The organism is Streptomyces sp. NPDC008092, from assembly GCF_042957285.1.
In the GTDB taxonomy this organism is placed as follows: Bacteria; Actinomycetota; Actinomycetes; order Streptomycetales; family Streptomycetaceae; genus Streptomyces.
In genome coordinates this window covers 252,333-272,628 of sequence record NZ_JBIBHY010000012.1, presented here as the reverse complement: position 1 = coordinate 272,628, position 20,296 = coordinate 252,333, and the positions used below count along the sequence as shown (strand labels likewise).

Sequence of the window (20,296 nt, the reverse complement as noted above, 5' to 3'; positions counted from 1 at the left end):
TGCTCAGGCGGCCGCGGGGCCGGCGTCGGCGCCCCGGGCTGCCGGAGGCTCCTCGCTGCCCAGGGTCAGCCGGAAGCCGGGCGGTATCGCCAGGTCGCCGGGGTCCAGTTCGTGCACGGAGGAGTGGCCGAGGCCGAGGACGGCCGAGTCCAGTCCGCCGCGGAGGATGTCCAGCACGTTCTCGACACCGGCCTGCCCGTTCGCCGCGAGGCCCCACAGGTAGGCGCGGCCGATCAGGACGGCGCGGGCGCCGAGGGCGAGTGCCTTGGCCACGTCGCCGCCGCGGCGGACGCCGCCGTCCAGCAGGACCTCGACCCGGTCGCCGACGGCTTCCGCGATCGCGGGCAGCAGCCGGATGGTGGCCGGGGTGGTGTCCAGGTTGTTGCCGCCGTGGTTGGACACGGACAGCGCCGAGACGCCGGCGTCCACCGCCCGCCTGGCGTCGTCCACGCGGGAGACGCCCTTGAGGAGGAAGGGGCCGCCCCACTCCTGACGCAGCCAGGCGAGGTCGTCCCAGGTGGGCGGTGGGGTCCGCATCCACTCGCCGTAGGCGCCGAAGAAGGTCGGTGCCGCGCCGCCGGGAGTGGTCAGGTTGGGGACGGTGAGGTCGGGGACGCGGCCGGACCTGGCGTACCGCCACAGCCAGCCGGGCCGGGGCAGGACGTCGGGGGCGAACCGCAGCATGGTCCTGAGGTCGAGCTTGTCCGGGATGGCGGGGCTGCCCCAGTCGCGGCCGTGCGAGAACGACCAGTCGAGGGTGACGATGAGCGCCCTGGCACCGGCGGCCCTGGCCCGGTCCATGCGCTGCACCATGGTGTCGCGGGTGCCGCTCCAGTACAGCTGGAAGAAGAAGTCCGGCTGCGCGTCGGCCACTTCCTCCACCGGCTTGCTCGCGAACGAGCTGAGCCCCATGATCACCCCGCGGTTCGCGGCGGCCCGGGCCACGGCCACCTCCCCGTCCGGGTCGACGGCCTGTACCCCGGTCGGTGAGATGAGCACGGGGAGCGCGGTGGGCACGCCGAGGACCGTCGTGGACAGGTCGCGCTCCGCGTGGTGGCCCACGACGCGCGGCGCGAAGCCCAGTTCGGCGAAGGCCTCCGTGTTGGCGTCGCTGGTGCGGCCGCGTTCCGAGCCCGCGACGAGCGCGCCGTAGACCGGGCCGGGCAGCCGCCGCTTCGCCCTGCGCCGGGCCTCGGCGACCGTCTCGAACCAGGGGTTCCTAGCCATGTGTCCGGCCCTTTCCGGTGGGTGTCGGGTCCAGCCCGGCCAGGGGGCTCCCGGCGCACTCGCCGACCGGAGGACGGCGGGTGAGCACCAGGTCCACGGGGCCCCGCGAGTGGTCGCCGGACGGCTTGGGCAGCCGGGCCGTGTCCCGCTGGACGAGCCGTTCCGCGCCGTACCCCTGCACGCACTCGGGGTCCGGTCCGTCCAGGGGCAGCCCGGTGAAGAACTTCGCGGCCATGCAGCCGCCCTTGCAGGTGTCGTAGAAGGCGCAGGACGCGCAGGCGCCGCCGTGCTGCGGGGTACGCAGCCGCCGGAACAGCTCCGAGTCGCGCCAGACACCGGAAAAACCGCCGGGCTCGCGAACGTTGCCGGCCAGGAACTCGTCGTGGAGGGCGAACGGGCAGGCGTAGACGTCGCCGACCGGGTCGATCAGGCAGACGACACGCCCGGCGCCACACAGGTTGAGGCCCGGCAGTGCCTGGCCGTAGGCGGACAGGTGGAAGAAGGAGTCGCCGGTCAGCACGTTCTCGCCGTGCGCCAGCAGCCAGTCGTACAGCTCGCGTTGCTGGGCGGCCGTCGGGTGCAGGTCGTCCCAGACGTCGGCGCCGCGTCCGGAGGGACGCAGCCGGGTCAGCCGCAGCTGGGCGCCGTAGCGGTCGGCGAGTGCCTTGAAGGCGTCCAGCTGAGGGATGTTGTGCCGGGTGCAGACCACGGAGATCTTGAAGTTCCGCAGGCCGGCGGCGGCGAGGTGTTCCAGCGCCCTGACGGCCGTGGCGTACGAACCCGGGCCGCGCACCGCGTCGTTGACGTCGGCGGTGGCGCCGTCGAGCGAGATCTGGACATCCACGTAGTCGTTGCGGGCGAGGCGCTCGGCGGCTTCGGGGGTGATCCGGACCCCGTTGGTGGAGAACTTCACGCCGACGTGGTGGGCGGTGGCGTGGTCGAGGAGCTCCCAGAAGTCGGGGCGGACGGTGGGCTCGCCGCCGCCGATGTTGACGTAGAAGACCTGCATGGCCTCCAGTTCGTCGATGACGGCCTTGGCCTCGGCGGTGCTCAGCTCGCGCGGGTCGCGGCGGCCGGAACTGGACAGGCAGTGGGCGCAGGCCAGGTTGCAGGCGTAGGTGAGTTCCCAGGTCAGGCAGATCGGCGCGGCGAGCCCGAGCTCGAACAGGTCGACCAGCCGGGACGTGGACGTGGCGGTCATGAGGTCCTCCCGACGACCATCGAGGACTGCGCGAGTACGGCGAGGGCCCTGCCGTAGCGGGGCAGTTCGTCCTCCGTGAGACCCGCGGCCAGGCAGGCGGCGCGGGCCGTGGGTGCATCTTCGAGTGCCTGGACGACGGCAAGCAGCCGCCGGTCCTTGAGGAACGACAGCCTGCGGGTGCCGAAGTGGTAGAGCAGCGCGCCGAAGGGTTCCGGTCGCACCGAGACCTGCGGATGCAGGTCCCAGGCGCGGTCGAGGTCCATCGCGGTCATCCTGCGGCGCCTAGTAGACGCCGCACATGCCGTCGATGGAGACCTCCTCGATCAGCTCGTCGGCTTCGATCAGCGAGCCTTCCGACGGAGTCCTGTCGTCCTGGATCTCACTGGCCGGGACGGGCGGCGTGACACGCGTCTCGTTCATGCGACTCTCCCTGGGCATCGCTTCCATCGGACATCCCGAGAATAATGACACCGGGTGCCGAAAGTGAAGACACCGGAGACGCGGAGCCTCGAAGAGGACACGGATGACCGGCACCGCACCGCATGGGTACTTGACGCCGCGTCACTCCTCGCTTCGGAGCGGGCACCGGTGAGGCGTCCCGACGTCATCGTGGTCGGGGCCGGCGGCAGCGGCGCCGTGCTCGCGGCACGGCTCAGCGAGGACGCCGACCGTACGGTGCTGCTGCTGGAGGCCGGCCCGGTACCGTCCCGTCCGACGGCGTTCGCACCGGAGTTGCTGGACGCCCGGCTCGTGCCCGGCGCACAGCCGGGACACCCCGCCGTCCAGCCGTACGCGGTCCGGCTCGCACGGGAACGCCCGTACACGGTGGTGAGAGGACGCGTTCTGGGCGGCTCGACGACCGTCAACGGCGGGTACTTCGTCCGGGCCCGGCGGGAGGACTTCGACCGCTGGTCGGCCGCGGGCGGTCCGGCCTGGTCGTACGGCCGGATGCTGCCGTTCCTCCGTGCGCTGGAGACCGACCTCGACGAGGGCGGCGGCGAGCTGCACGGAGACCGCGGGCCGGTGTGCGTCCGCCGCACCGGCCTCGGCCATCCGGCCGCCGTCGCGTTCCGGGCGGCCGCCCGGCGGCTGGGCTTCCCTGCGGAACCCGACAAGAACGCCCAGGGCGCACCGGGTTTCGGCCCGGTGCCGTGCAACGTCGTGGACGGGGTCCGCCTCAACACGGGCCTCGGCTATCTGCTGGGCGCGGCCGGCCGGCCCAACCTCCGGGTGGAGGGGGACAGTACGGTCCTCCGGGTCGTCGTCGAGCGGGGTCGTGCGACCGGCGTGGTGGTCGAACGGCACGGCAGCCGCAGGACGGTGTCCGGCGGGCAGGTCGTGCTCTGCGCCGGGGCGTTGCGCTCCCCGCACCTGCTGCATCTGTCGGGCGTCGGGCCGCGCCGCCTCCTGGAGTCGCTCGGCATCCCCGTGGTCAGGGACGCGCCGGCCGTCGGGGCGCGGTTCGGCGACCATCCTCAGGTGGTGCTGGAGTGGGTGCCCCGGCGTCCGCTGCCGGAGCCCGTGGGTTCCTGGCTCGGCGGCGTGCTGCACCTCTCCTCGTCGGACGGAGCCCATCCGGGCGATCTGGAGGTCCTGCAGTCCCTCGTGCCGCCGGCCGGGCTGACCGGCGGCAGGGCATCCGTGCCCGGCGCTCCGCTCGCGTTCCTCGCCTCCGTCCAGACCCCCCGGCTGACGGGCCGGATGCGTACCTGTTCCGCCGACCCCACGACGCCCCCGGACTTCGACTACGGCTACCTGTCGACGGCGGCGGACCGGCGGCGGATGCGCGAAGTGGTCCGCGTCACGGCCGAGTTGGTCGGTACGGCCAGCTTCGCGGAGGTCTCGGCCGGGCTCGTGGAGCCGGTGGCCGAGGCGCTGGGCGACGACCGGCTGCTCGACGACTGGATTCGCGGGCACCTCGGCACGTCCCACCACACGTGCGGCACGGTTCCGATGGGCCCCGCCGAGGACCCCCGGGCCGCCGTCGACGCCTACGGCGGAGTACACGGTGTCGCCGGTCTGCGCGTCGCGGACACGTCCGTCCTGCCGACGCCGCCGCTCAGGGGCCCGGCGGCCACCGCGGTCCTCATCGGCGAGGTGGTCGCCGACGCCCTGCGGCGCGGCCTGACCTGACCGGGGCCCGTGGCGGGCGCGGCTACCCGCGCAGGTCCCGGTATCCGTCCGCGAGTTGCCGCACGGCCAGATCCAGCAGTTCGCCCAGGTCGGCGTCCTCGTCGGCCAGCCACTGCTCGTACGCCGTGATGCACGCGGCCAGGACGGTGCCGCCGATCAGCCGGGGCAGCAGACCGGACGCGGGGTGACCCAGCCGCCGGGCGGCGAACTCCGTGACGAGGTCACGCCACGACGCGTACCGCACGGCCGAGTCCGCCTGGAGCGTCGGCACGCGCAGGATGAGGGCCATGCGCTGCCGGTGCCAGGGCACCTCCGCCGGGTCGAACCGGTTGAACTCGACGACCGCCTCGCGCAGCGCGTCCATCATCGGCTTGTCCGGGTCGGCCGCCGCCAGCAGGGCTTCGAGCCTGGTCAGCTGCGCCTCGAAGTCACCCCACACGAGGTCGTTCTTGGAGGCGAAGTACCGGAAGAAGGTACGCCGGCCGATGCCCGCCGCGGCGGCGATGTCGTCGACCGTGGTGTCGTCGAAGCCGCGTTCGGCGAACAGCTCGAAGCCCAGCCGTTCGAGCGCGCTCCGCGAGGTCACGCGCGGCCGTCCCGGCCGGGCGGGTCCCGCGCGGACCGCCGTGTCGCCCCGTGACGGCTCCATCCGCGGTTCCCCCCTTCGCCACGACCACCGGCAACGGCGAGCAGCCCGCGCCCCGCGCCGTCGGCCGACATCCTCCCATCAGCCGAGCGGGCGGCTGGACGGGTGCGCCGGCACGACTCCGGCGTCGGCGAGAAGCGTATGCGGTTGCTCCCGCCCCAGACCGCTCGATGTCGTGGTCCGATCCGTCCCCCCAGGACGTCCGCCCGTCCCGCAGGACGTCCGCCCGTCCGCCAGGAGGAAGCCGCGGCAGCCGTTCCCGCCGGCCGGCTGTGGGCGACCTTCCAGGTCGGCCCTGCCTCCTGCGTCCTCCTGCGTCACCGAACGCGGCTCGCCGCCTTCCGGGCCGGCGGCACGACGACACAGCCCGTGGCACGACGACACAACCCGTTGACCATTTGCGTAAGTCAAGCAAATCCTTTAGCTTCCTTTCATGTGGAAAACGGTGCGGCGCGCCGGACGGGCCACGGCCCATCTCTCCGCGGCGGCCGCAATGGCGTTCGGAGCGTGGATCTTCATCACCGTCCTGCTGATCACCGCGGTCGGCACGCTGGTGGTCGTCGGTGTCTGGCTGCTGCCGGAGACGGTGCTGCTGATCCGGCGGATCGCGGGCGCCAAGCGGAGCCTGACCGCCACCTGGACCGGGGTACGGATCCCCGAGGCGTACCAGCCCCTGACCGGGACGGTCCGTGAACGCGTGGTCGTCGCCGTGCGGGATCCCGGCACCCGGACCGACGCCCGCTGGCTGGTCGCGTACTGGTTCTACGGCGCCCTGCTCGCGCTCGCCGTGCCGCTGTGGCCGGTGGGCCTCGTCGTCGACGGCCTGTGGTGCGGGCTGCTGGGCCGCCGGGCGGTCGTCCTGCCGCTGATCGTGCGGCTCGCGGACCTGGAGGCCGACTGGTCGACGGCGCTGCTCAAACCGTCCCCGCAGGCGCGGCTCTCGGCCCGGGTCAGGGAACTGGCCGCGACCCGCGCCGACGCGATCGCCGCGCACGAGGCCGAGCTGCGCCGGATCGAGCGGGACCTGCACGACGGGGCGCAGGCCCAGCTGGTGGCCCTGTCCATGCGCATCGGGCTCGCCCGGCGCGCCTACGGCGGGGACCGCGACACCGGCCTCCAGCTCCTCGACGAGGCCCAGGAACAGGCCGAGAAGGCGCTGACGGAGCTGCGGCAGGTCGTACGCGGCATCCATCCGCCGATCCTGAGCGACCGCGGCCTGGCCGGCGCGGTACGGGCCCTGGCGGCAGGCAGCGCGGTCGCGGTGACCGTCGACGACGGGGGCCTGGACGAGGGCGTACGGGCGCCCGCGGCGGTGGAGGCGGCCGCGTATTTCGCGGTGGCGGAGTCGCTGACGAACGTCGTCAAGTACAGCGGGGCGTCCCGTGCCGAGGTCCGCCTCACCCGGGTCCGCCGCGGCCTGCGGGTACGGGTGCGCGACGAAGGGCGCGGCGGCGCCGACGAGGCCCGCGGCTCGGGGCTGCTGGGGCTGCGGCGGCGGGTCGCCGCGCTCGACGGAACCATGGAAGTGTCCAGCCCCGTCGGGGGGCCGACCGTGATCGAAGTGGAGTTGCCGTGCGTGTGGTGATCGCCGAGGACAACGCCCTGCTGCGGGAGGGACTGGTCCTGCTGCTGACCTCGGCCGGCCACGAGGTCGTGGCCGTCGCCGGCAGCGGGCCCGAGATCATGCCCGCACTCCTGGAACACCGCCCGGACGTGGCCGTGCTCGACGTGCGGATGCCCCCGAGTTTCCGCGACGAGGGACTGCGGGCCGCACTGGAGGCCCGGGAGAAGATCCCCGGACTGCCGGTGCTGGTGCTCTCCCAGTACGTGGAGGAGACCTACGCCAGTGAGCTGCTGGCCGGCGGGAGCAGCGGGATCGGGTACCTCCTCAAGGACCGGGTCGGCCGGGTCGACGAGTTCCTCGACGCGCTGGAGCGGGTCGCCGCCGGCGGTACCGCACTGGACCCCGAGGTCGTCACCGAACTCCTCACCCGCCGCAAGGACTCGCCGATCGACTCCCTCACCCCCCGCGAACGCGAGGTACTGGCGCTGATGGCGCAGGGCCACGACAACACCACCATCGCCGGCACCCTCGTCGTCACCGAACGCGCGGTCCACAAGCACATCGGCAACGTCTTCCTCAAACTCGGCCTGCCACCGGGCGACACCGGCCACCGACGGGTACTCGCCGTCCTCGCCTACCTCGCTCACACGCCACAGGCCTGACCGGGGCGGGGGGCGGCCGGTCCTGCCTCGCGCCGCACCGGCTGCGGCCTCTCCCCCTGCCCCTGCATCCACCCCGGCACCTGCTCCGGCGTATGCGGAAGGGCCGTCCGCCAGGACGGCCCTTCCCCCGTTCTCAGTGAGCCGCGGCGGGCTCCGCCGTGTGCTCCTCCTCGGCCGTCGGTGCCGTCGGGGCGGGCATCCTGCGGCTCAGCTTCTCGCCCTCCACGTCGATGTCCGGCAACAGCCGGGACAGCCACTTCGGGAGGTACCAGGCCGCGCCGCCGAGCAGGGCGAGGACGGCCGGCACGATCGCCATCCGGACGACGAAGGCGTCGAAGAGGACCGCGATCGCGAGCCCGAAGCCGATCATCTTGATCATCGACTCGCCGGCGCCGATGAACCCGGAGAACACCGCCATCATGATCAGCGCGGCGGCCACGACCACCCGGGCGCTGTGCCGGAACCCGGAGACCACGGCGTCCTTGGGCGCCTCGCCGTGGACGTGGGCCTCGCGCATCCGGGAGACGAGGAACACCTCGTAGTCCATGGCCAGGCCGAAGACGATACCCACCAGGAAGATCGGCATCATGCTCATGATCGGACCGGTGGACTCCACACCCAGCAGCGCGGCGCCGTGGCCCTGCTGGAAGACCGCGACGACGGCGCCGAGAGCCGCGAGGACGGAGAGCAGGAACCCGAAGGCGGCCTTGAGCGGCACGAGCAGGGAGCGGAACACCAGCAGCAGGAGTACGACGGCCAGACCGACGACCACCGCGAGGTAGGGGATCAGCGAGTCCTGCACCTTCCCCGCGACGTCGATGTCCAGCGCGGTCTTGCCGGTCACCTCGAAGGAGACCCCGGTGTCCCTCTCGATACCGGGCCGTTCGTCGCGGATGGTCTTGACCAGGTCCTTGGTCTTCTCGTCGGTCGGGCTGGTGGCCGGGGTGGCGGCGAACACGGCGGTGTTCCCGGCCGCGTTGAACCGGGCCGGCGATACCGAGACCACGCCGTCGGTGCCGGCGATGTCCTTCGAGACCGCCGCCACGGCCGCCTTCGGCGCGTCCGCCCCCTTCGCGTCGACGACGATGGTGAGAGGTCCGTTGAAACCGGGGCCGAAGCCGTCGGCGAGGGCGTCGTAGGCGCGCCGCTCGGTGGTGGAGGTGGGCTTGGCCTCGTCGCCGGGCATGCCGAGCTGGAGGTCCGTCACCGGTATCGCGCAGGCACCGAGACCCGCGACGGAGAGCAGGAGCACGGGCAGCGGGAACCGTACGACGGCCCTGGCCCAGCGAGAGCCGCCGTTCTCGGTCTTCGCCAGCTTCCTGCGGTGACGGCGCGAGTTGCGGCGGGCACCGCGCGAGAGCACCGCGTTCGGCCAGAATCCGAGGACCGCCGGGACCAGGGTCAGGCAGATCAGCACGGAGACCAGCACCGCGCCGGCGGCGGCCAGGCCCATCTTGGTGAGCATCGGGATGCCGACCACCGAGAGACCGGCCAGGGCGATGACGACGGTGAGGCCGGCGAAGACGACCGCGGAGCCCGCCGTACCGACCGCCAGGCCCGCGGCCTCTCGCGGTGCGTGGCCCTTGGCGCGCTCCTCCCGGTAGCGGGAGACGACGAACAGGGCGTAGTCGATGCCGCAGGCCAGGCCGAGCATGGTGGCGAGGGTGCCGGTGTTCTCCGACAGGCCGAAGGTCTCGGACAGGGCCATGATCCCGGTCATGCCGACGGCGACGCCGGTGATCGCGGCGAGCAGCGGGAGACCGGCGGCGGCCAGTGAGCCGAACGTGATCAGCAGTACGACGGCGGCGACCGCGATGCCGATCGCCTCGGCGCTGCCGCCCGCGGCCGGCTGCGTCGCGAGGGCGTCGCCGCCGACCTCGACCCTCAGGCCCGCGTCCCGGGCCTGGTCGACGGCCCGCTCCAGGTGGTGCTTGCTCGCGTCGGTCAGGTCGTCGGCCTTCGCCTCGAAGGAGACGGTCGCGTAGGCGGTCCTGCCGTCCTTGCTGACGGCCTTCGCCTGGAAGGGGTCGACCGCGGCGGAGACCTGGGTACCGTCGCGGGCCTCGTCGACGAGCCTCTCGATCGCTTTCTTGTTGCCGGTGGCCGTCACCTTCCCGCCGTTCGGCGCGATGAAGACGATCCGGGCACTCGCCCCGTCCGCGGCGGCGCCCGGGAAGCGCTCCTCCAGCAGGTCGAACGCCTTCTGCGACTCGATCCCCGGCATGGTGAAGCCCTCGTCGGCGGCCGCGGGCGCCTTGGCGGCGGCGAATCCGACGGCACCCAGCACCGCCACCCACAGGAAGGTGACGAGCCATCGCCAACGGAAGGCCGTACGGCCCAGGTGGTAGAGGACAGTTGCCATGGCGGGGGGAGCCTCCGCATCAGGGGTTCGGAACAGGACGGTGGACCGGGGGGACCGCCTCTTCACGAGGGAAACCGCGCTGATCGGCGCGGGTTCGGGGAGGTCTCCGGCTCCGCTTGCCAGCCTTCCGCGCGCCACCCGGCGCGACGAGGGGGCGCTCTCCCCGGTACCGGGTGTAGCCCGCTACACCGCCGGGGGGATCGGCGGAACGGCGCGGACCTGCCCGGCAACAGCCGCCGCGATGGCGGGGACGGTGGTCCTGCGGCGGTGACCGCGGTCCGGCAGGCGCCAGAAGGCGGCTTCGGCGGACGAATCCACCGTGCGGTTGACCGGGCGGGGCTTCGGTGACGCCGGGTTCAGCGAGGCCGCTCCCCGATCAGTTCGGCCGCCCTCTCGGCGATCATGATCGTGGGTGCGTTGGTGTTTCCGCCGGGGACGGTCGGCATGATCGAGGCGTCGACGACACGGAGCCGCTCGACTCCGTGGACCTCCAGATCCGGACTCACGACGGAGTCGTGTCCGGTTCCCATGGCGCAGGTGCCCACCGGGTGGTAGGCCGTGGCACTCCATCTGCGGACGTGTTCTTCGAGAGCCGTGTCGTCCAGGTCGTCCAGCCGGTCCAGGTCGTCGCCGGCCGGCAGGTACGACCGTGCCAGGTGGTCGGCGAAGGGTGCGCGGTGGGCGATCTCCATGACCGCTCTGAGTCCGGCGACCATGAGCGAGGTGTCCGCGGGCGCGTCGAAGTACCGGGGATCGATCAGCGGTGGGGCCTGAGGATCGGCCGACGCGAGACGGACGGTGCCGCGGGTCTGCGGGTGCAGGGGGACGCAGTTCATGGTGAACACGGGGCGGTCGGGGTGTTCCGCACCGCTGAGGATGAGTGCCGTGGCCCCTCCCATCAGCTGGATGTCGGGACGGCTCCGGCCGTCCGTGACGTCGAGGAACGCGCCGACCTCGCCGTAGTTGGAGGCGAACGGCCCGTCGCCGTGGGCGCGCCACCGGTCGAGGTTGTCCGGGGTGAGCAGGTCCCGGACGATGTCGGTGGAGTTCCGGGTCTCCCACACCACGGGAGTCATCAGATGGTCCTGCAGGTTGCGCCCGACCCCGGGCAGGGGGATCCGGACGTCGATGCCCACGTCGTGCAGCTCGTCGGGATCGCCTATGCCCGACAGGAGCAGCAGCTGGGGCGAGTTGACGGATCCTCCGCTGAGCAGGATCTCCCCGTCGGCGTGGGCCGTCTGCTCCTGTCCGTCCCGGAGAAAGGTGACGCCGGCCGCGCGTGAGCCGTCGAGGGTGATCTTCGTGGCCAGGGTGCCGGTGCGCACCGTGAGATTGGGCCGGCCGAGGGCCGGGCGCAGATAGGCGTCGGCCGTGGACCACCGCCGGCCGTGATGGCACGTCACCTGGTACAGGCCGGCGCCGGCCGGGGACGCGCCCGCGAAGTCGTCGTTGCGGGCCAGTCCCCATGCCACGGCGGCGTCCAGCCAGGAACGTGAGAGCTCGTGGGTGTAGACGCGGTCCTCGACGTGCAGGGGGCCGTCCGAACCGTGGTAGGGCGCGCCGAGGCGGTCATTCGACTCGGCCTTCACGAAGTAGGGCAGGACGTCGTCGTAGCCCCAGCCTCGCGCCCCGTGCTCGTCACGCCAGCCGTCGTAGTCGTGCCGGTTGCCCCGGGTGTAGATCATGACGTTGGTGGCGGACGAGCCGCCCAGTGTCCTGCCCCGGGGCCAGGAGAAGGTGCGGCCCGGCCGGGGCTGCTCGACCGTCCGGTAGCTCCAGTCGGCGTGCGAGCCGAAGAGCATTCCGAGCGCGGCCGGGATGTGGAGGAGTTCGTCGGTGTCGGGGCCGCCCGCTTCGAGGAGCAGCACGCGGACGCGCTCGTCACGGCTCAGGCGGTCCGCGAGGACGCAACCGGCACTGCCGGCGCCCACGATGACGTAGTCGAACCCTTCGGTTCCGGTGGGATTCATGGTGGTGTCCTCGCCCGGCGGGTTTCCGTCGTGGCATCAAGGGTGGTAGATCGACTGGAACTGCTGGTACGCCTGGAGCCCCTCGGGCCCCAGTTCGCTGCCGAGTCCGCTGGCCTTCCTGCCCCCGTAGGGGGAACCGAGGTCGGGAAGGTAGCCGTTGAGCCCGACGGTGCCGGTCCGCAGTCGGCGGGCCACCCGGGCGCCGTGCTCCACGTCCGTGGTCCATACGGTGCCGGCGAGGCCGTAGGCCGACTCGTTCGCCAGGCGTACCGCCTCGTCCTCGCCGTCGTAGGGCGTGATCGTGAGGACCGGGCCGAAGATCTCCTCCTGCGCGATGGTCGACGAGTTGCCAACGTCCGCGAACACGGTGGGTTCGACGAACCAGCCCCGGTCGAGGCCTGGTGGCCGGCCTCCTCCGGTGGTGAGCCGAGCCCCTTCGTCGAGCCCGGTCTTGATGTGACCGAGGACCCGTTCGCGCTGGTGCTCGCTGACCAGAGGGCCGACGGTGGTGCCGGGGTCGAGTGCGTCACCGACGACGGCGTCGTGGGCCATCGCCGTACAGAACTCGACCACCTCCCCATACCTGCCACGGGGGGCCAGGATCCTGGCACTCGCGTAACAGGTCTGACCGTTGTTCAGCAGACTGGCCGTGAAGAACTGCTCCGCGTTCGCGGCGAGGTCGGCGTCGTCGAGGACGACGGCGGCGGACCTGCCTCCCAGTTCCAGGGTCACCGGCCGCAGCAACTCGGCGCAGACGGCGGCCACCTGGCGTCCCGCTCTGGTGGAACCGGTGAAGGACACCTTGTCCACGCCAGGATGGGAGACCAGATACGCGCCGGTCCCGCGACCGCCCGGAACGATGTTGATCACGCCGTCGGGAAGGCCCGCCTCCTCGACCGCCTCCGCCAGCAGCACCGAGTCGAGGACCGTCTCCGGAGCGGGCTTGAGGACGAGTGCGCAGCCGGCCGCCAGCGCCGGGGCCGCCTTGAAGAAGGCGATGGTCTGAGGGAAGTTCCAGGTCATGACGGCGGCTACGACGCCTGCGGGTTCCCGGCGGACCAGGGTGGTGCCGCGGGGCAGTCCGGTGCGCAGTTCCTCGGACGTCATGCTGTCGGCCAGCGCCGCGTAGTAGCGCAGCAGAGCCGAGGGCACCACGCCTTCGAAGGAGCGCGCGACAGTGATCGGCATGCCGTTCTGCGCGCTGACGGCGGTGGATGTCGCCTCTCTCCTGGCGTCGAGCGCGTCCGCGAGACGGATCATGGCGGCCGCACGGCGTGCAGGGCCCCAGGAGGCCCATCCGGCCGGTGCGTCGAATGCGGCACGAGCGGCTCCGACCGCCCGGTCGATGTCGCCCCGGGAACCGTCCGGCACGGCACCGAGAGGATCGCCGGTACTCGCGGATACGACATCGATGAAACGGTCACCGGACGTGGGCACCCAGCGCCCGCCGATGAACAGATGGTTGGGATCCATGGTGAACTCTCCCCACGGCATGGCCCTGGGACCACGGCACTCCGTGGTGTTCGATACGTGAATGACCAGCGGGCACAAGGGCGCCCGGCGCGGTACGCAGGCCGCTTCCGGTCATGGCTTACCTGCACGGCAGCCTCGCGCGCAGACCTGCGGGCGGACCACCTCGGCGACGCCCCTGACGCCCGGTACCCACCGGCTCTCGGGAGCGCTTTCACGGTTCACGACTGAATGAATGTGACGTTACACCCATCTGGGGTAATCTGTCACCAGATGCGAGGAATGTGAATCGAGACGCCTCAAGGAGAGGTGGCATCTCATGAGGACATATGGCGGAGCCACGGCCGAAGAGCGCGCGTCGCTCCGCCGTCGGCGCCTGATGGAAAGCGGCCTCGAACTCTTCTCCAGCCGCGGATACGCCCACACCTCCGTCCGTGCCGTACTCCGCCACGCCGGGCTGAAGGACAGGTACTTCGCGGAGAGCTTCAGGTCCCTCGACGACCTCATGGCAGCGCTCATGAGAGACATCTACGAGGAGCAGATCGTCCGGTGCGCCGACGCAGTCGCCACCGAACAGCCGCTGCGCGAACGTGCCCGGAACGTCATCGACGCCGTCGTCGGCCTCTCTCTGGAGGATCCGAGAAAAGGGCGCGTCAAACTCGCGGAATCCCTGGGCGCCGGCCCGCTCACCGCGCGCGAACGGCGCCTGGGCCTGCGGCGTATGAGCGGCCTCGTGGACTCCCTCCTGAGGGAAGGGCTTCATGATCCCCGGATCGACCCCGCCACCCAGTCCGTGGCCGTCGTGGGCGCGGTGAGCGAGATGCTGCTGAGCTGGTTCAACGGGGAGCTGGGCATCTCGCGGGAGGAACTGGTGGACCAGGGCCTCCTCCTGTTCGAGGCGATCACCGAGCACGCGCCGTCGGCATCACGAGAATGACGGAGTCGCCACCGTCAGCAACTCCTTGGCTCCTTGGCTCCTTGGCTCCGATCATCCGGGGCCGGGGGCCGGTCGTCAGCTCAGCAGCGAGCGGGGCCGTGAGGCCAGGATGGCTTCGGCCTCTTCGGCGATCGTCCGGACCACCTCCGCGGCAGGACGGACGGCGTCGACGAAGGCCGCCGACTGGCCGTAGAGAATCGCGCTCGTGTCGGGGTCGGGCGGGCCCTCGGCCGGACTGACGTCCTTCGGGGCCGCGAATTCCTCCCTGCGGTCCCGCAGCGTCGCCTCGCGCTCCGCCCACTCGTCGGTGAACCGGTTGCGGCGGACCCGTTCACCGATCGCAGCCGGCCACGGCAGCCCCGACACGATGTCGTAGGCCCGCGTCCATACGGTGTCGCCGCCGTCGCTCTCGACGATCAGGCGCTTGTGGGCGTCGTGGACCTCGATCGCTTCAGGTGTGGCGAGGAACGCCGTGCCCAGCCAGGCTCCGTCCGCCCCGGCGGTGAGGACGGCGGCGAGGGTGCGGCCGTCGCCGATGCCCCCGGCGGCCAGCACGGGGACGTCGGGGTAGCGCCTCACGATGCCGGCCAGAAACGGCAGGAGACCCATCGTCCCGGTGTGGCCACCGGCCTCGGTGCCCTGCGCCACGAGGACATCGGCACCCGCGGCGACGGCCGCCCGGGCGTCGTCGTAGTTCTGCACCTGGCACATCACCCGGGCTCCCGCGACCTTGGCACGAGCGAGCCACGGCTGCGGGTCGGCGAAGGACAGCGCGACGACGTCCGGCCGCTCTTCAAGGGCAGCCTCGAAATGCGGTTCCGTGAAGGGGAGGAACGGCGTGATGAAGCCGATTCCGAACGGGAGGCGGGTCCTGGCGCGGATGGCCGCGATCTCCGCACGGATCCAGTCAGGCCCTTTCCACGGATGTGTCCCTCCGAAGGAACCGAGCCCGCCGGCCGCGGAGACCGCGGCGGCGAGTGTGCCGCCGCTGTGCAGGCTCATCGGGGCCGCCATCACCGGGTAGGTGATGCCGAACATGTCGGTGAATCTCGTACGCAACATGAGCAGACGCTAGCGAATACAACCAGTCCGGGCCGCGAGAAGCGCGCCGTCTCGCCCGCACGGAGAAAAAGCTCGGGAGCTTGGGCCGTATGCGCGCATGGGAATGTGATGCGGCTGATCAGGAACCAGCGCCGGGCAGCTTCTGCGACAGTTCGATCATGTTGCCCCACGGGTCACGGAAGAACGCCAGCCGCCGGCTGATGTCCTCGATCTCGAAAGGTTCACCGACGAGGTCGACACCACGGCCGGCAAGCTCCGCACGCGCCGCGTCGACGTCGTCGACATGGACACACATGTGCTGGTAGCCGCCGTGCTGCAGGCTGACTCCGAGGTCGTCGAGGACCTCGTTCGGGAACGGTACGGGTCCTGCCAGCAGTTCCACATGGAAGGTGTCGTCGTTGGGCGGGCAGAGGTACGCGAGCTTCAACTCACCGTAGGGCCACTCCTGGAGCACCCGGAAGTCCAGCTTCTCCGTGTACCAGGCCTTCGCCGCTTCGTAGTCGGGAACGCGGATGCCGACATGGTGAGCGCTGAAGGAGGAAAAGGGGCTTGACGGGTTCTTCGGCGGGTGGGCCGGCATGGGCATCGCAATCACTCCGATCCTGCTGAACCATCAGGGGATGGCACGATGAACCAGACGGTTCAGCCTATCGTGCGGTCGGGTGCGGACTAATGAGGTCCCGAGGTGGCGCAGCGCGCCGTATAAAAGCCTGGTGCAGGAATTGGGCGCCGGCCGCGGACTTTCGTCCGCCAGGGCAACACCGCTCGCCGGCAGACAGTCCGGCGGGCATTTCGGAGAGCGTGTGCCCGCTGCGGCCCTCTCACGTACTGTCGCTTCGCATGACCGACTCCGCGATCGAGATCACCGAAGAGCTGGTGCACGATCTCCTCAAGGACCAGCATCCGGACCTTGCAGACCTGCCCGTCCGCGAGGTGGCGGGCGGCTGGGGCAACCAGATGTGGCGCCTTGGCGATGAGCTGGCCGTGCGCATGCCGCGCACGGAAGACGCACCGGAACTCCTGCGCAAGGAGTGCCGGTGGCTGCCCGTCCTGGCCCCGCGTCTTCCGCTCCCGGTCCCGACGCCGGTGCGGATCGGCGAACCGTCCGCGCGCTTTCCCAGGCCGTGGAGCATCATGACGTGGGTGCACGGGGAGCCGCTCGACTCCGCCCCGATCACGCGCGGCGACCATGCCGCCGACACTCTCGCGGGCTTCCTCAGGGCGCTCCACGCGGAGGCGCCCGCCGAGGCGCCGGCCAGTTCGGACCGCGGCGCTCACCCCAAGGAGTGCACGGACGGCTTCGAGAACTTCCTGCACGCCATCGACCCCGGCGGCCTTGCCGCCGACGTCCGGGCCGTCCGGGACGTCTGGGACGATGCCGCCGCGGCCCCCGCGTGGGAGGGCCCGCCGCTGTGGCTGCACGGTGACCTCCATCCCGCGAATGTCGTCGTCTCGGACGGGACGCTCTCGGGCGTGATCGATTTCGACGCCATGTTCGCCGGAGATCCGGCGTGGGACCTCGCGGCCGCGTGGCTGCTGCTTCCCGCGGGCGCGGGCTCACGCTTCTTCGAGGTCTACGGACCTGCGGACGAGGCGACCGTCCGGCGTGCCCGAGGGCTGGCCGCCATGAAGAGCCTCTTCCTCATCCTCATGGGCCAGAACGGGCAGCGCGGCATTCCCGGCGGCAAGCCGGCCTGGGGACCCGCAGGCCGGGCAGCGCTCGGCCGTGTCCTCGCATCCCCCTTGCGCCGGCCCGCTCCCGCGAGCTAGCGCGGCTCCTGCACGTCCCCGCGCACCTCGCGTACCGCGGTCACCTCGAACCCGCGCACAACCGCGGGGAGCACGTGGGCGGTAGCGCCGGTGCGAAGCAGCAGTACGCGGCGGTGAGTTCCCCGAGCGGCCGGGTACGTCCGCGCGCCGAGGTCTCCATGGGTTCCGGCAATTCCCGGCGGCCCGACCGTCCTCCGCCGCGGCGTGAGTGGTTGCCGGGCGGGGAATCTCGGATGCGGTGCGGCAACGGTCCGTGGTGGGATGCGCCGCATGGGTGACTCGTTGCGTGATCGTATCGAGGAGTACTACGCCACCGTGCCGACGCTGTTCTCCGACGTCGAGGAGTTCGGTTCGCTACGGCTGTTCGTGCGCGGGAAGCCGGGTGCCCCGTACTACGGCGGCCCCAGCCACGCCCAGCCCATCGGAAACGGCACCGTGGACGGCGTCGCGGACGGCATCTCTGCCGACATCGCACGGGTGCGGGCCCGGCAGCGCGAACTCGGTGTACCAGAGGCGTTCGAGTGGCTGGCCGAGGCGGCGCCGAGCCTGCGGTCCTGTATCGAGACGGCCGGCCTGCCGGTGGCGCAACGGCCTCTGATGGCACTGGACCCGCACCGCAAGGTCGGCCCGCAGCCGGTCCACCCGGGCATAACGTTGCGCGCACTGAGCGCCGACGACCCCGCACTACCCGCAGCACTCGCCCTTCCTCGCCTGGCCTTCGCCGAAGAAGGCACCGAGGTCGGCTCGGCAGGCCGTAAAGAACTGTCGGCGGCAGCCGAGCAGCTCGTCGCGGACGGCACCGTGGCAACAACGCGCCCCGCGATCCACGCCGGGCACAAGACGCTCCTCGCCGCCCTCGCCCCGGACGGCACGCCCCTGGCCGTCGGCCACTACCACCCGGCGAACGGCACGACCGAGATCGGCGGCATCGGCACCCTGCCCACCGCCCGCCGCCAGGGCCTGGCCGCCGCCGTCACGGCGGCGCTGGCCGGGCATGCTCGCGACCACGGGGTCAGCACCGTCTTCCTCGCCTACGCGGAGGACGCCGTCGCACGCATCTACTCACGCCTGGGCTTCCGCCCTGCCCACAGCACCCTTCTGATCGCCAACCAACCCGCACGATCGTAGGTGCGCGCGCAGCGCCAGGAGATGCCGCAAAGGGACAGGTGGTCAGGACGGCGCCACTGCTTCAGGGCGGCCACGGCCTGCTCGCCCAACGCGCGGATTCGGGCATGAGCGAGGCCTACGGCTCGCCGACCCGAGGAAAGCCGCGGCGTCGCCGTCAGGCGTCCTCGGCTCCCTTCACGTCCCACGGGACGCTGCCTGAGGACGCCAGAGTGACGAACAGCGGCATCTTGTACAGCGGTGGAGGCTCGCCCGCCAGTCCGAGTCGCTGCCAGGCCAGTCGGGCGGAGACCTTCAGCACCCGGCGCGCACGCATGACGAGCACGAAAGCGAGCGGCAGTTCCACCAGCACGGCCGAGGCTATGCTCCCCCACACGTCGCCGCGCCCCCAGCTCAAGGAGACGTCGAACCACGCATCGCAGACCAGGAGCGTGGCTGCCACGAAGGACAGCGGAACCAGGGCCTGCCGTCTCAGCCAGACCGCCAGCCCGGCCCCGGCCAGCGACACGAGCAGCATGACGTCGAAGCCCACCCACACCATGGGCCAGTACCGGGCCTCGAAGTGATCGGGCAACGAAACCGCCAGGTAGACGGTCCAGGGGACGAGTACGAACACGCACAGGGCCAGTTGTCCTACCGCCCGTCGGTGGCGGCGGCGCAGCGTGGGACCGTCCGGTGCGAGTGCCTTGGCCGTCGTACCTGTCGTACCTGTCGTGCCTGTCGTGGCGGTGGGGTTGCTCTGCTCGCTCATCCTTGCCTGTCCTTGAGATCAGCTCCGGCCCGGGGCAACTCCGTCGGTGGCCGCACTGCTGATCGGGTCACACGGGCAACGCGTGGGCGAGAGACCCCGCCGTGAAACCTGTCGATCGCCCTTCGATGGTACGGCGCGCTCCCGATCGGCCTGCAGGCAGAGTCACCGACCTCGTCGGCAATGACCGCGGCTGTCGGTCCTTCCGCCGCTGGTCAGTGCTGGGCTCGGCGGATTCCGCCTTCCAGGGCGATGTCCCGGGCGAGCGTGAGGCTCCCGATCAGTTCCGCGCGGGTGCCGAGGGCGGACGCGGCGACCAGGACGCGGCTGTCGAAGCCCGGCTGGGCGAGCCGTTCGATCGAGTCGCGCACGCCGTCGACGAACACCTCGCCCGCCTGGCTCATCTCGCCGCCGATGATGACGGCCGCGGGGTCGAGGAGTGCGCACAGGTTGGCCAGGACGCGGCCGAGGGTACGGCCGGACTCGGCGAAGATCTTCCGGGCCACCGGGTGGTGGGCGATCTCCGGCAGCCGGGACCGCAGGTCGGTGTCGCCCGGGTAGAAGTGCTGGACCTGCTGGAGCACCTGGCGGACCGAGACGATGGTCTCCAGGCAGCCGCGGTTGCCGCACCGGCACCAGTCCCCGTCCGGGATCACCTGGGTGTGCCCGATCTCGCCCGCGGCACCGAAGCTGCCGCTGACCGGGGTCCCGTGGACGATGAGGCCCGCGCCGATGCCGTCGGACGCCTTGACGTAGATGAGGTTGCCGCGGTTGCCGGCGGCGCCGTGCCGGTGTTCGGCGAGGGCTCCGAGGTTCGCGTCGTTGTCGAGGGAGACCGTCAGCGCCGTCCGGGAGCCCAGTTCGGCCGCCAGGTCGAGCCCGGACCAGCTGGACAGGATGGTGGGCGAGGCGATCGCCCGTTTGCTCATGTCCAGGGGCCCCGGTATGCCGACGACGCACGCGCTCACGGGCCCGTGGACGGTGAGCCGGACCTCCTCGACCGTCTGCCGGATCATGTCGGCCGTGATGTCCAGGGCCGCGGTCGGCCGGGCGTCCACGTCGATCGCCACCCGCCGCTCGGCCCGCACGGTCAGGTCGAGGGTGGCCGCGGCGACGGTGAGATGCCGGTGGCCGACGTCCACTCCGACGACCGCGCCCGCCGGATAGCGCGGCCGAAGACGGCGGCCGGGGCGCCCGCGGCCGCCGCCGTTCTCCCCCCGGTGCTCGGTCAGCAGCTCCTCGGCGAGGAGGTCGCGGACGACGGCCGCGACCACCGGCCGGCTCATGCCGAGCGCCGTCTGCAGTTCGGGGCGCGACGCGCTCCCGTGCCGCCGGACATGGGACAGGACCTCGTCACGTGGAGACACGTGTCACCTCCCTTGCGAGGCCGTCAATTTATGTCTGCCAAGAACGGAATTC

18 protein-coding genes are annotated in these 20,296 nt (G+C 71.7%); 6 read left to right on the top strand and 12 right to left on the bottom strand.

The window, feature by feature from the left end:
- Positions 1–3: 3 nt before the first annotated feature.
- Genes mftD through mftA form a run of 4 tightly spaced genes read right to left on the bottom strand, consistent with a single transcriptional unit; the run spans position 4 to position 2,848 of the window.
- Complete coding sequence (mftD, locus tag ACFZB3_RS34965) at positions 4–1,227, bottom strand: pre-mycofactocin synthase MftD (RefSeq protein WP_391382683.1); 1,224 nt, start codon at positions 1,225–1,227, stop codon at positions 4–6.
- Positions 1,220–2,428 carry a mycofactocin radical SAM maturase gene (mftC, locus tag ACFZB3_RS34960; RefSeq protein ID WP_391382680.1) on the bottom strand — a complete coding sequence of 403 codons (1,209 nt, stop codon included), beginning with the start codon at positions 2,426–2,428 and terminating at the stop codon, positions 1,220–1,222. The genes mftD and mftC overlap by 8 nt, the downstream gene beginning before the upstream one ends.
- Positions 2,425–2,700 (bottom strand): mycofactocin biosynthesis chaperone MftB, encoded by a 276-nt coding sequence (gene mftB / locus ACFZB3_RS34955; RefSeq protein WP_391382677.1) that lies wholly within the window; start codon positions 2,698–2,700, stop codon positions 2,425–2,427. The genes mftC and mftB overlap by 4 nt, the downstream gene beginning before the upstream one ends.
- 10 nt (positions 2,701–2,710) lie before the next feature.
- Complete coding sequence (gene mftA, locus ACFZB3_RS34950) at positions 2,711–2,848, bottom strand: mycofactocin precursor MftA (RefSeq protein ID WP_391382675.1); 138 nt, start codon at positions 2,846–2,848, stop codon at positions 2,711–2,713.
- Between the two features lie 168 nt (positions 2,849–3,016).
- On the opposite strand from mftA, the gene mftG reads away from it, so the two are divergent.
- Positions 3,017–4,561, top strand: coding sequence for a mycofactocin system GMC family oxidoreductase MftG (gene mftG / locus ACFZB3_RS34945; protein WP_391382673.1), 1,545 nt, complete (start codon positions 3,017–3,019; stop codon positions 4,559–4,561).
- Positions 4,562–4,583: 22 nt separating this feature from the next.
- On the opposite strand, the gene mftR is transcribed toward mftG, so the two are convergent.
- Complete coding sequence (mftR, locus tag ACFZB3_RS34940; RefSeq protein WP_391382671.1) at positions 4,584–5,147, bottom strand: mycofactocin system transcriptional regulator; 564 nt, start codon at positions 5,145–5,147, stop codon at positions 4,584–4,586.
- 493 nt (positions 5,148–5,640) lie between these two features.
- On the opposite strand from mftR, the gene ACFZB3_RS34935 reads away from it, so the two are divergent.
- Together ACFZB3_RS34935 and ACFZB3_RS34930 are read left to right on the top strand one after the other, a co-directional pair.
- Positions 5,641–6,792, top strand: coding sequence for a histidine kinase (locus ACFZB3_RS34935; protein WP_391382669.1), 1,152 nt, complete (start codon positions 5,641–5,643; stop codon positions 6,790–6,792).
- Positions 6,780–7,433, top strand: a complete 654-nt coding sequence (locus tag ACFZB3_RS34930; RefSeq protein ID WP_391382667.1) for a response regulator — start codon at positions 6,780–6,782, stop codon at positions 7,431–7,433. Before ACFZB3_RS34935 ends, ACFZB3_RS34930 begins: the two co-directional genes overlap by 13 nt.
- Positions 7,434–7,566: 133 nt before the next feature.
- Here ACFZB3_RS34930 and ACFZB3_RS34925 read toward each other — a convergent pair whose 3' ends face one another.
- The 3 genes from ACFZB3_RS34925 to ACFZB3_RS34915 all read right to left on the bottom strand — a co-directional run bounded on the left by ACFZB3_RS34925 (position 7,567) and on the right by ACFZB3_RS34915 (position 13,238).
- Positions 7,567–9,795 (bottom strand): efflux RND transporter permease subunit, encoded by a 2,229-nt coding sequence (locus tag ACFZB3_RS34925; protein ID WP_391382664.1) that lies wholly within the window; start codon positions 9,793–9,795, stop codon positions 7,567–7,569.
- Positions 9,796–10,151: 356 nt separating this feature from the next.
- Positions 10,152–11,765 carry a GMC family oxidoreductase N-terminal domain-containing protein gene (locus ACFZB3_RS34920; RefSeq protein ID WP_391382662.1) on the bottom strand — a complete coding sequence of 538 codons (1,614 nt, stop codon included), beginning with the start codon at positions 11,763–11,765 and terminating at the stop codon, positions 10,152–10,154.
- A 36-nt stretch (positions 11,766–11,801) separates the two neighbouring features.
- A complete protein-coding gene (locus ACFZB3_RS34915) occupies positions 11,802–13,238 on the bottom strand; it encodes an aldehyde dehydrogenase family protein (RefSeq protein WP_391382660.1) in 1,437 nt (478 codons plus the stop codon).
- Between the two features lie 316 nt (positions 13,239–13,554).
- Between ACFZB3_RS34915 and ACFZB3_RS34910 the strand changes: the two genes are divergently transcribed.
- Positions 13,555–14,172 (top strand): TetR family transcriptional regulator, encoded by a 618-nt coding sequence (locus ACFZB3_RS34910; RefSeq protein WP_391382657.1) that lies wholly within the window; start codon positions 13,555–13,557, stop codon positions 14,170–14,172.
- A 75-nt stretch (positions 14,173–14,247) separates the two neighbouring features.
- Here the strand turns inward: ACFZB3_RS34910 and ACFZB3_RS34905 are convergent, their stop codons facing one another.
- Both ACFZB3_RS34905 and ACFZB3_RS34900 read right to left on the bottom strand, forming a co-directional pair.
- Complete coding sequence (locus tag ACFZB3_RS34905) at positions 14,248–15,234, bottom strand: nitronate monooxygenase (protein ID WP_391382654.1); 987 nt, start codon at positions 15,232–15,234, stop codon at positions 14,248–14,250.
- 118 nt (positions 15,235–15,352) lie between these two features.
- Positions 15,353–15,820 carry a VOC family protein gene (locus tag ACFZB3_RS34900; RefSeq protein WP_391382652.1) on the bottom strand — a complete coding sequence of 156 codons (468 nt, stop codon included), beginning with the start codon at positions 15,818–15,820 and terminating at the stop codon, positions 15,353–15,355.
- A 254-nt stretch (positions 15,821–16,074) separates the two neighbouring features.
- Between ACFZB3_RS34900 and ACFZB3_RS34895 the strand changes: the two genes are divergently transcribed.
- A complete protein-coding gene (locus ACFZB3_RS34895; RefSeq protein ID WP_391382650.1) occupies positions 16,075–17,004 on the top strand; it encodes a phosphotransferase in 930 nt (309 codons plus the stop codon).
- A gap of 261 nt (positions 17,005–17,265) precedes the next feature.
- Positions 17,266–18,132: a GNAT family N-acetyltransferase gene (locus tag ACFZB3_RS34890; RefSeq protein WP_391382648.1), complete on the top strand. Its 867-nt coding sequence runs from the start codon at positions 17,266–17,268 to the stop codon at positions 18,130–18,132.
- 154 nt (positions 18,133–18,286) lie between these two features.
- On the opposite strand, the gene ACFZB3_RS34885 is transcribed toward ACFZB3_RS34890, so the two are convergent.
- Positions 18,287–18,880, bottom strand: coding sequence for a hypothetical protein (locus tag ACFZB3_RS34885; RefSeq protein ID WP_391382646.1), 594 nt, complete (start codon positions 18,878–18,880; stop codon positions 18,287–18,289).
- A 212-nt stretch (positions 18,881–19,092) separates the two neighbouring features.
- Positions 19,093–20,244, bottom strand: coding sequence for an ROK family protein (locus tag ACFZB3_RS34880; RefSeq protein WP_391382644.1), 1,152 nt, complete (start codon positions 20,242–20,244; stop codon positions 19,093–19,095).
- Positions 20,245–20,296 lie beyond the last annotated feature (52 nt).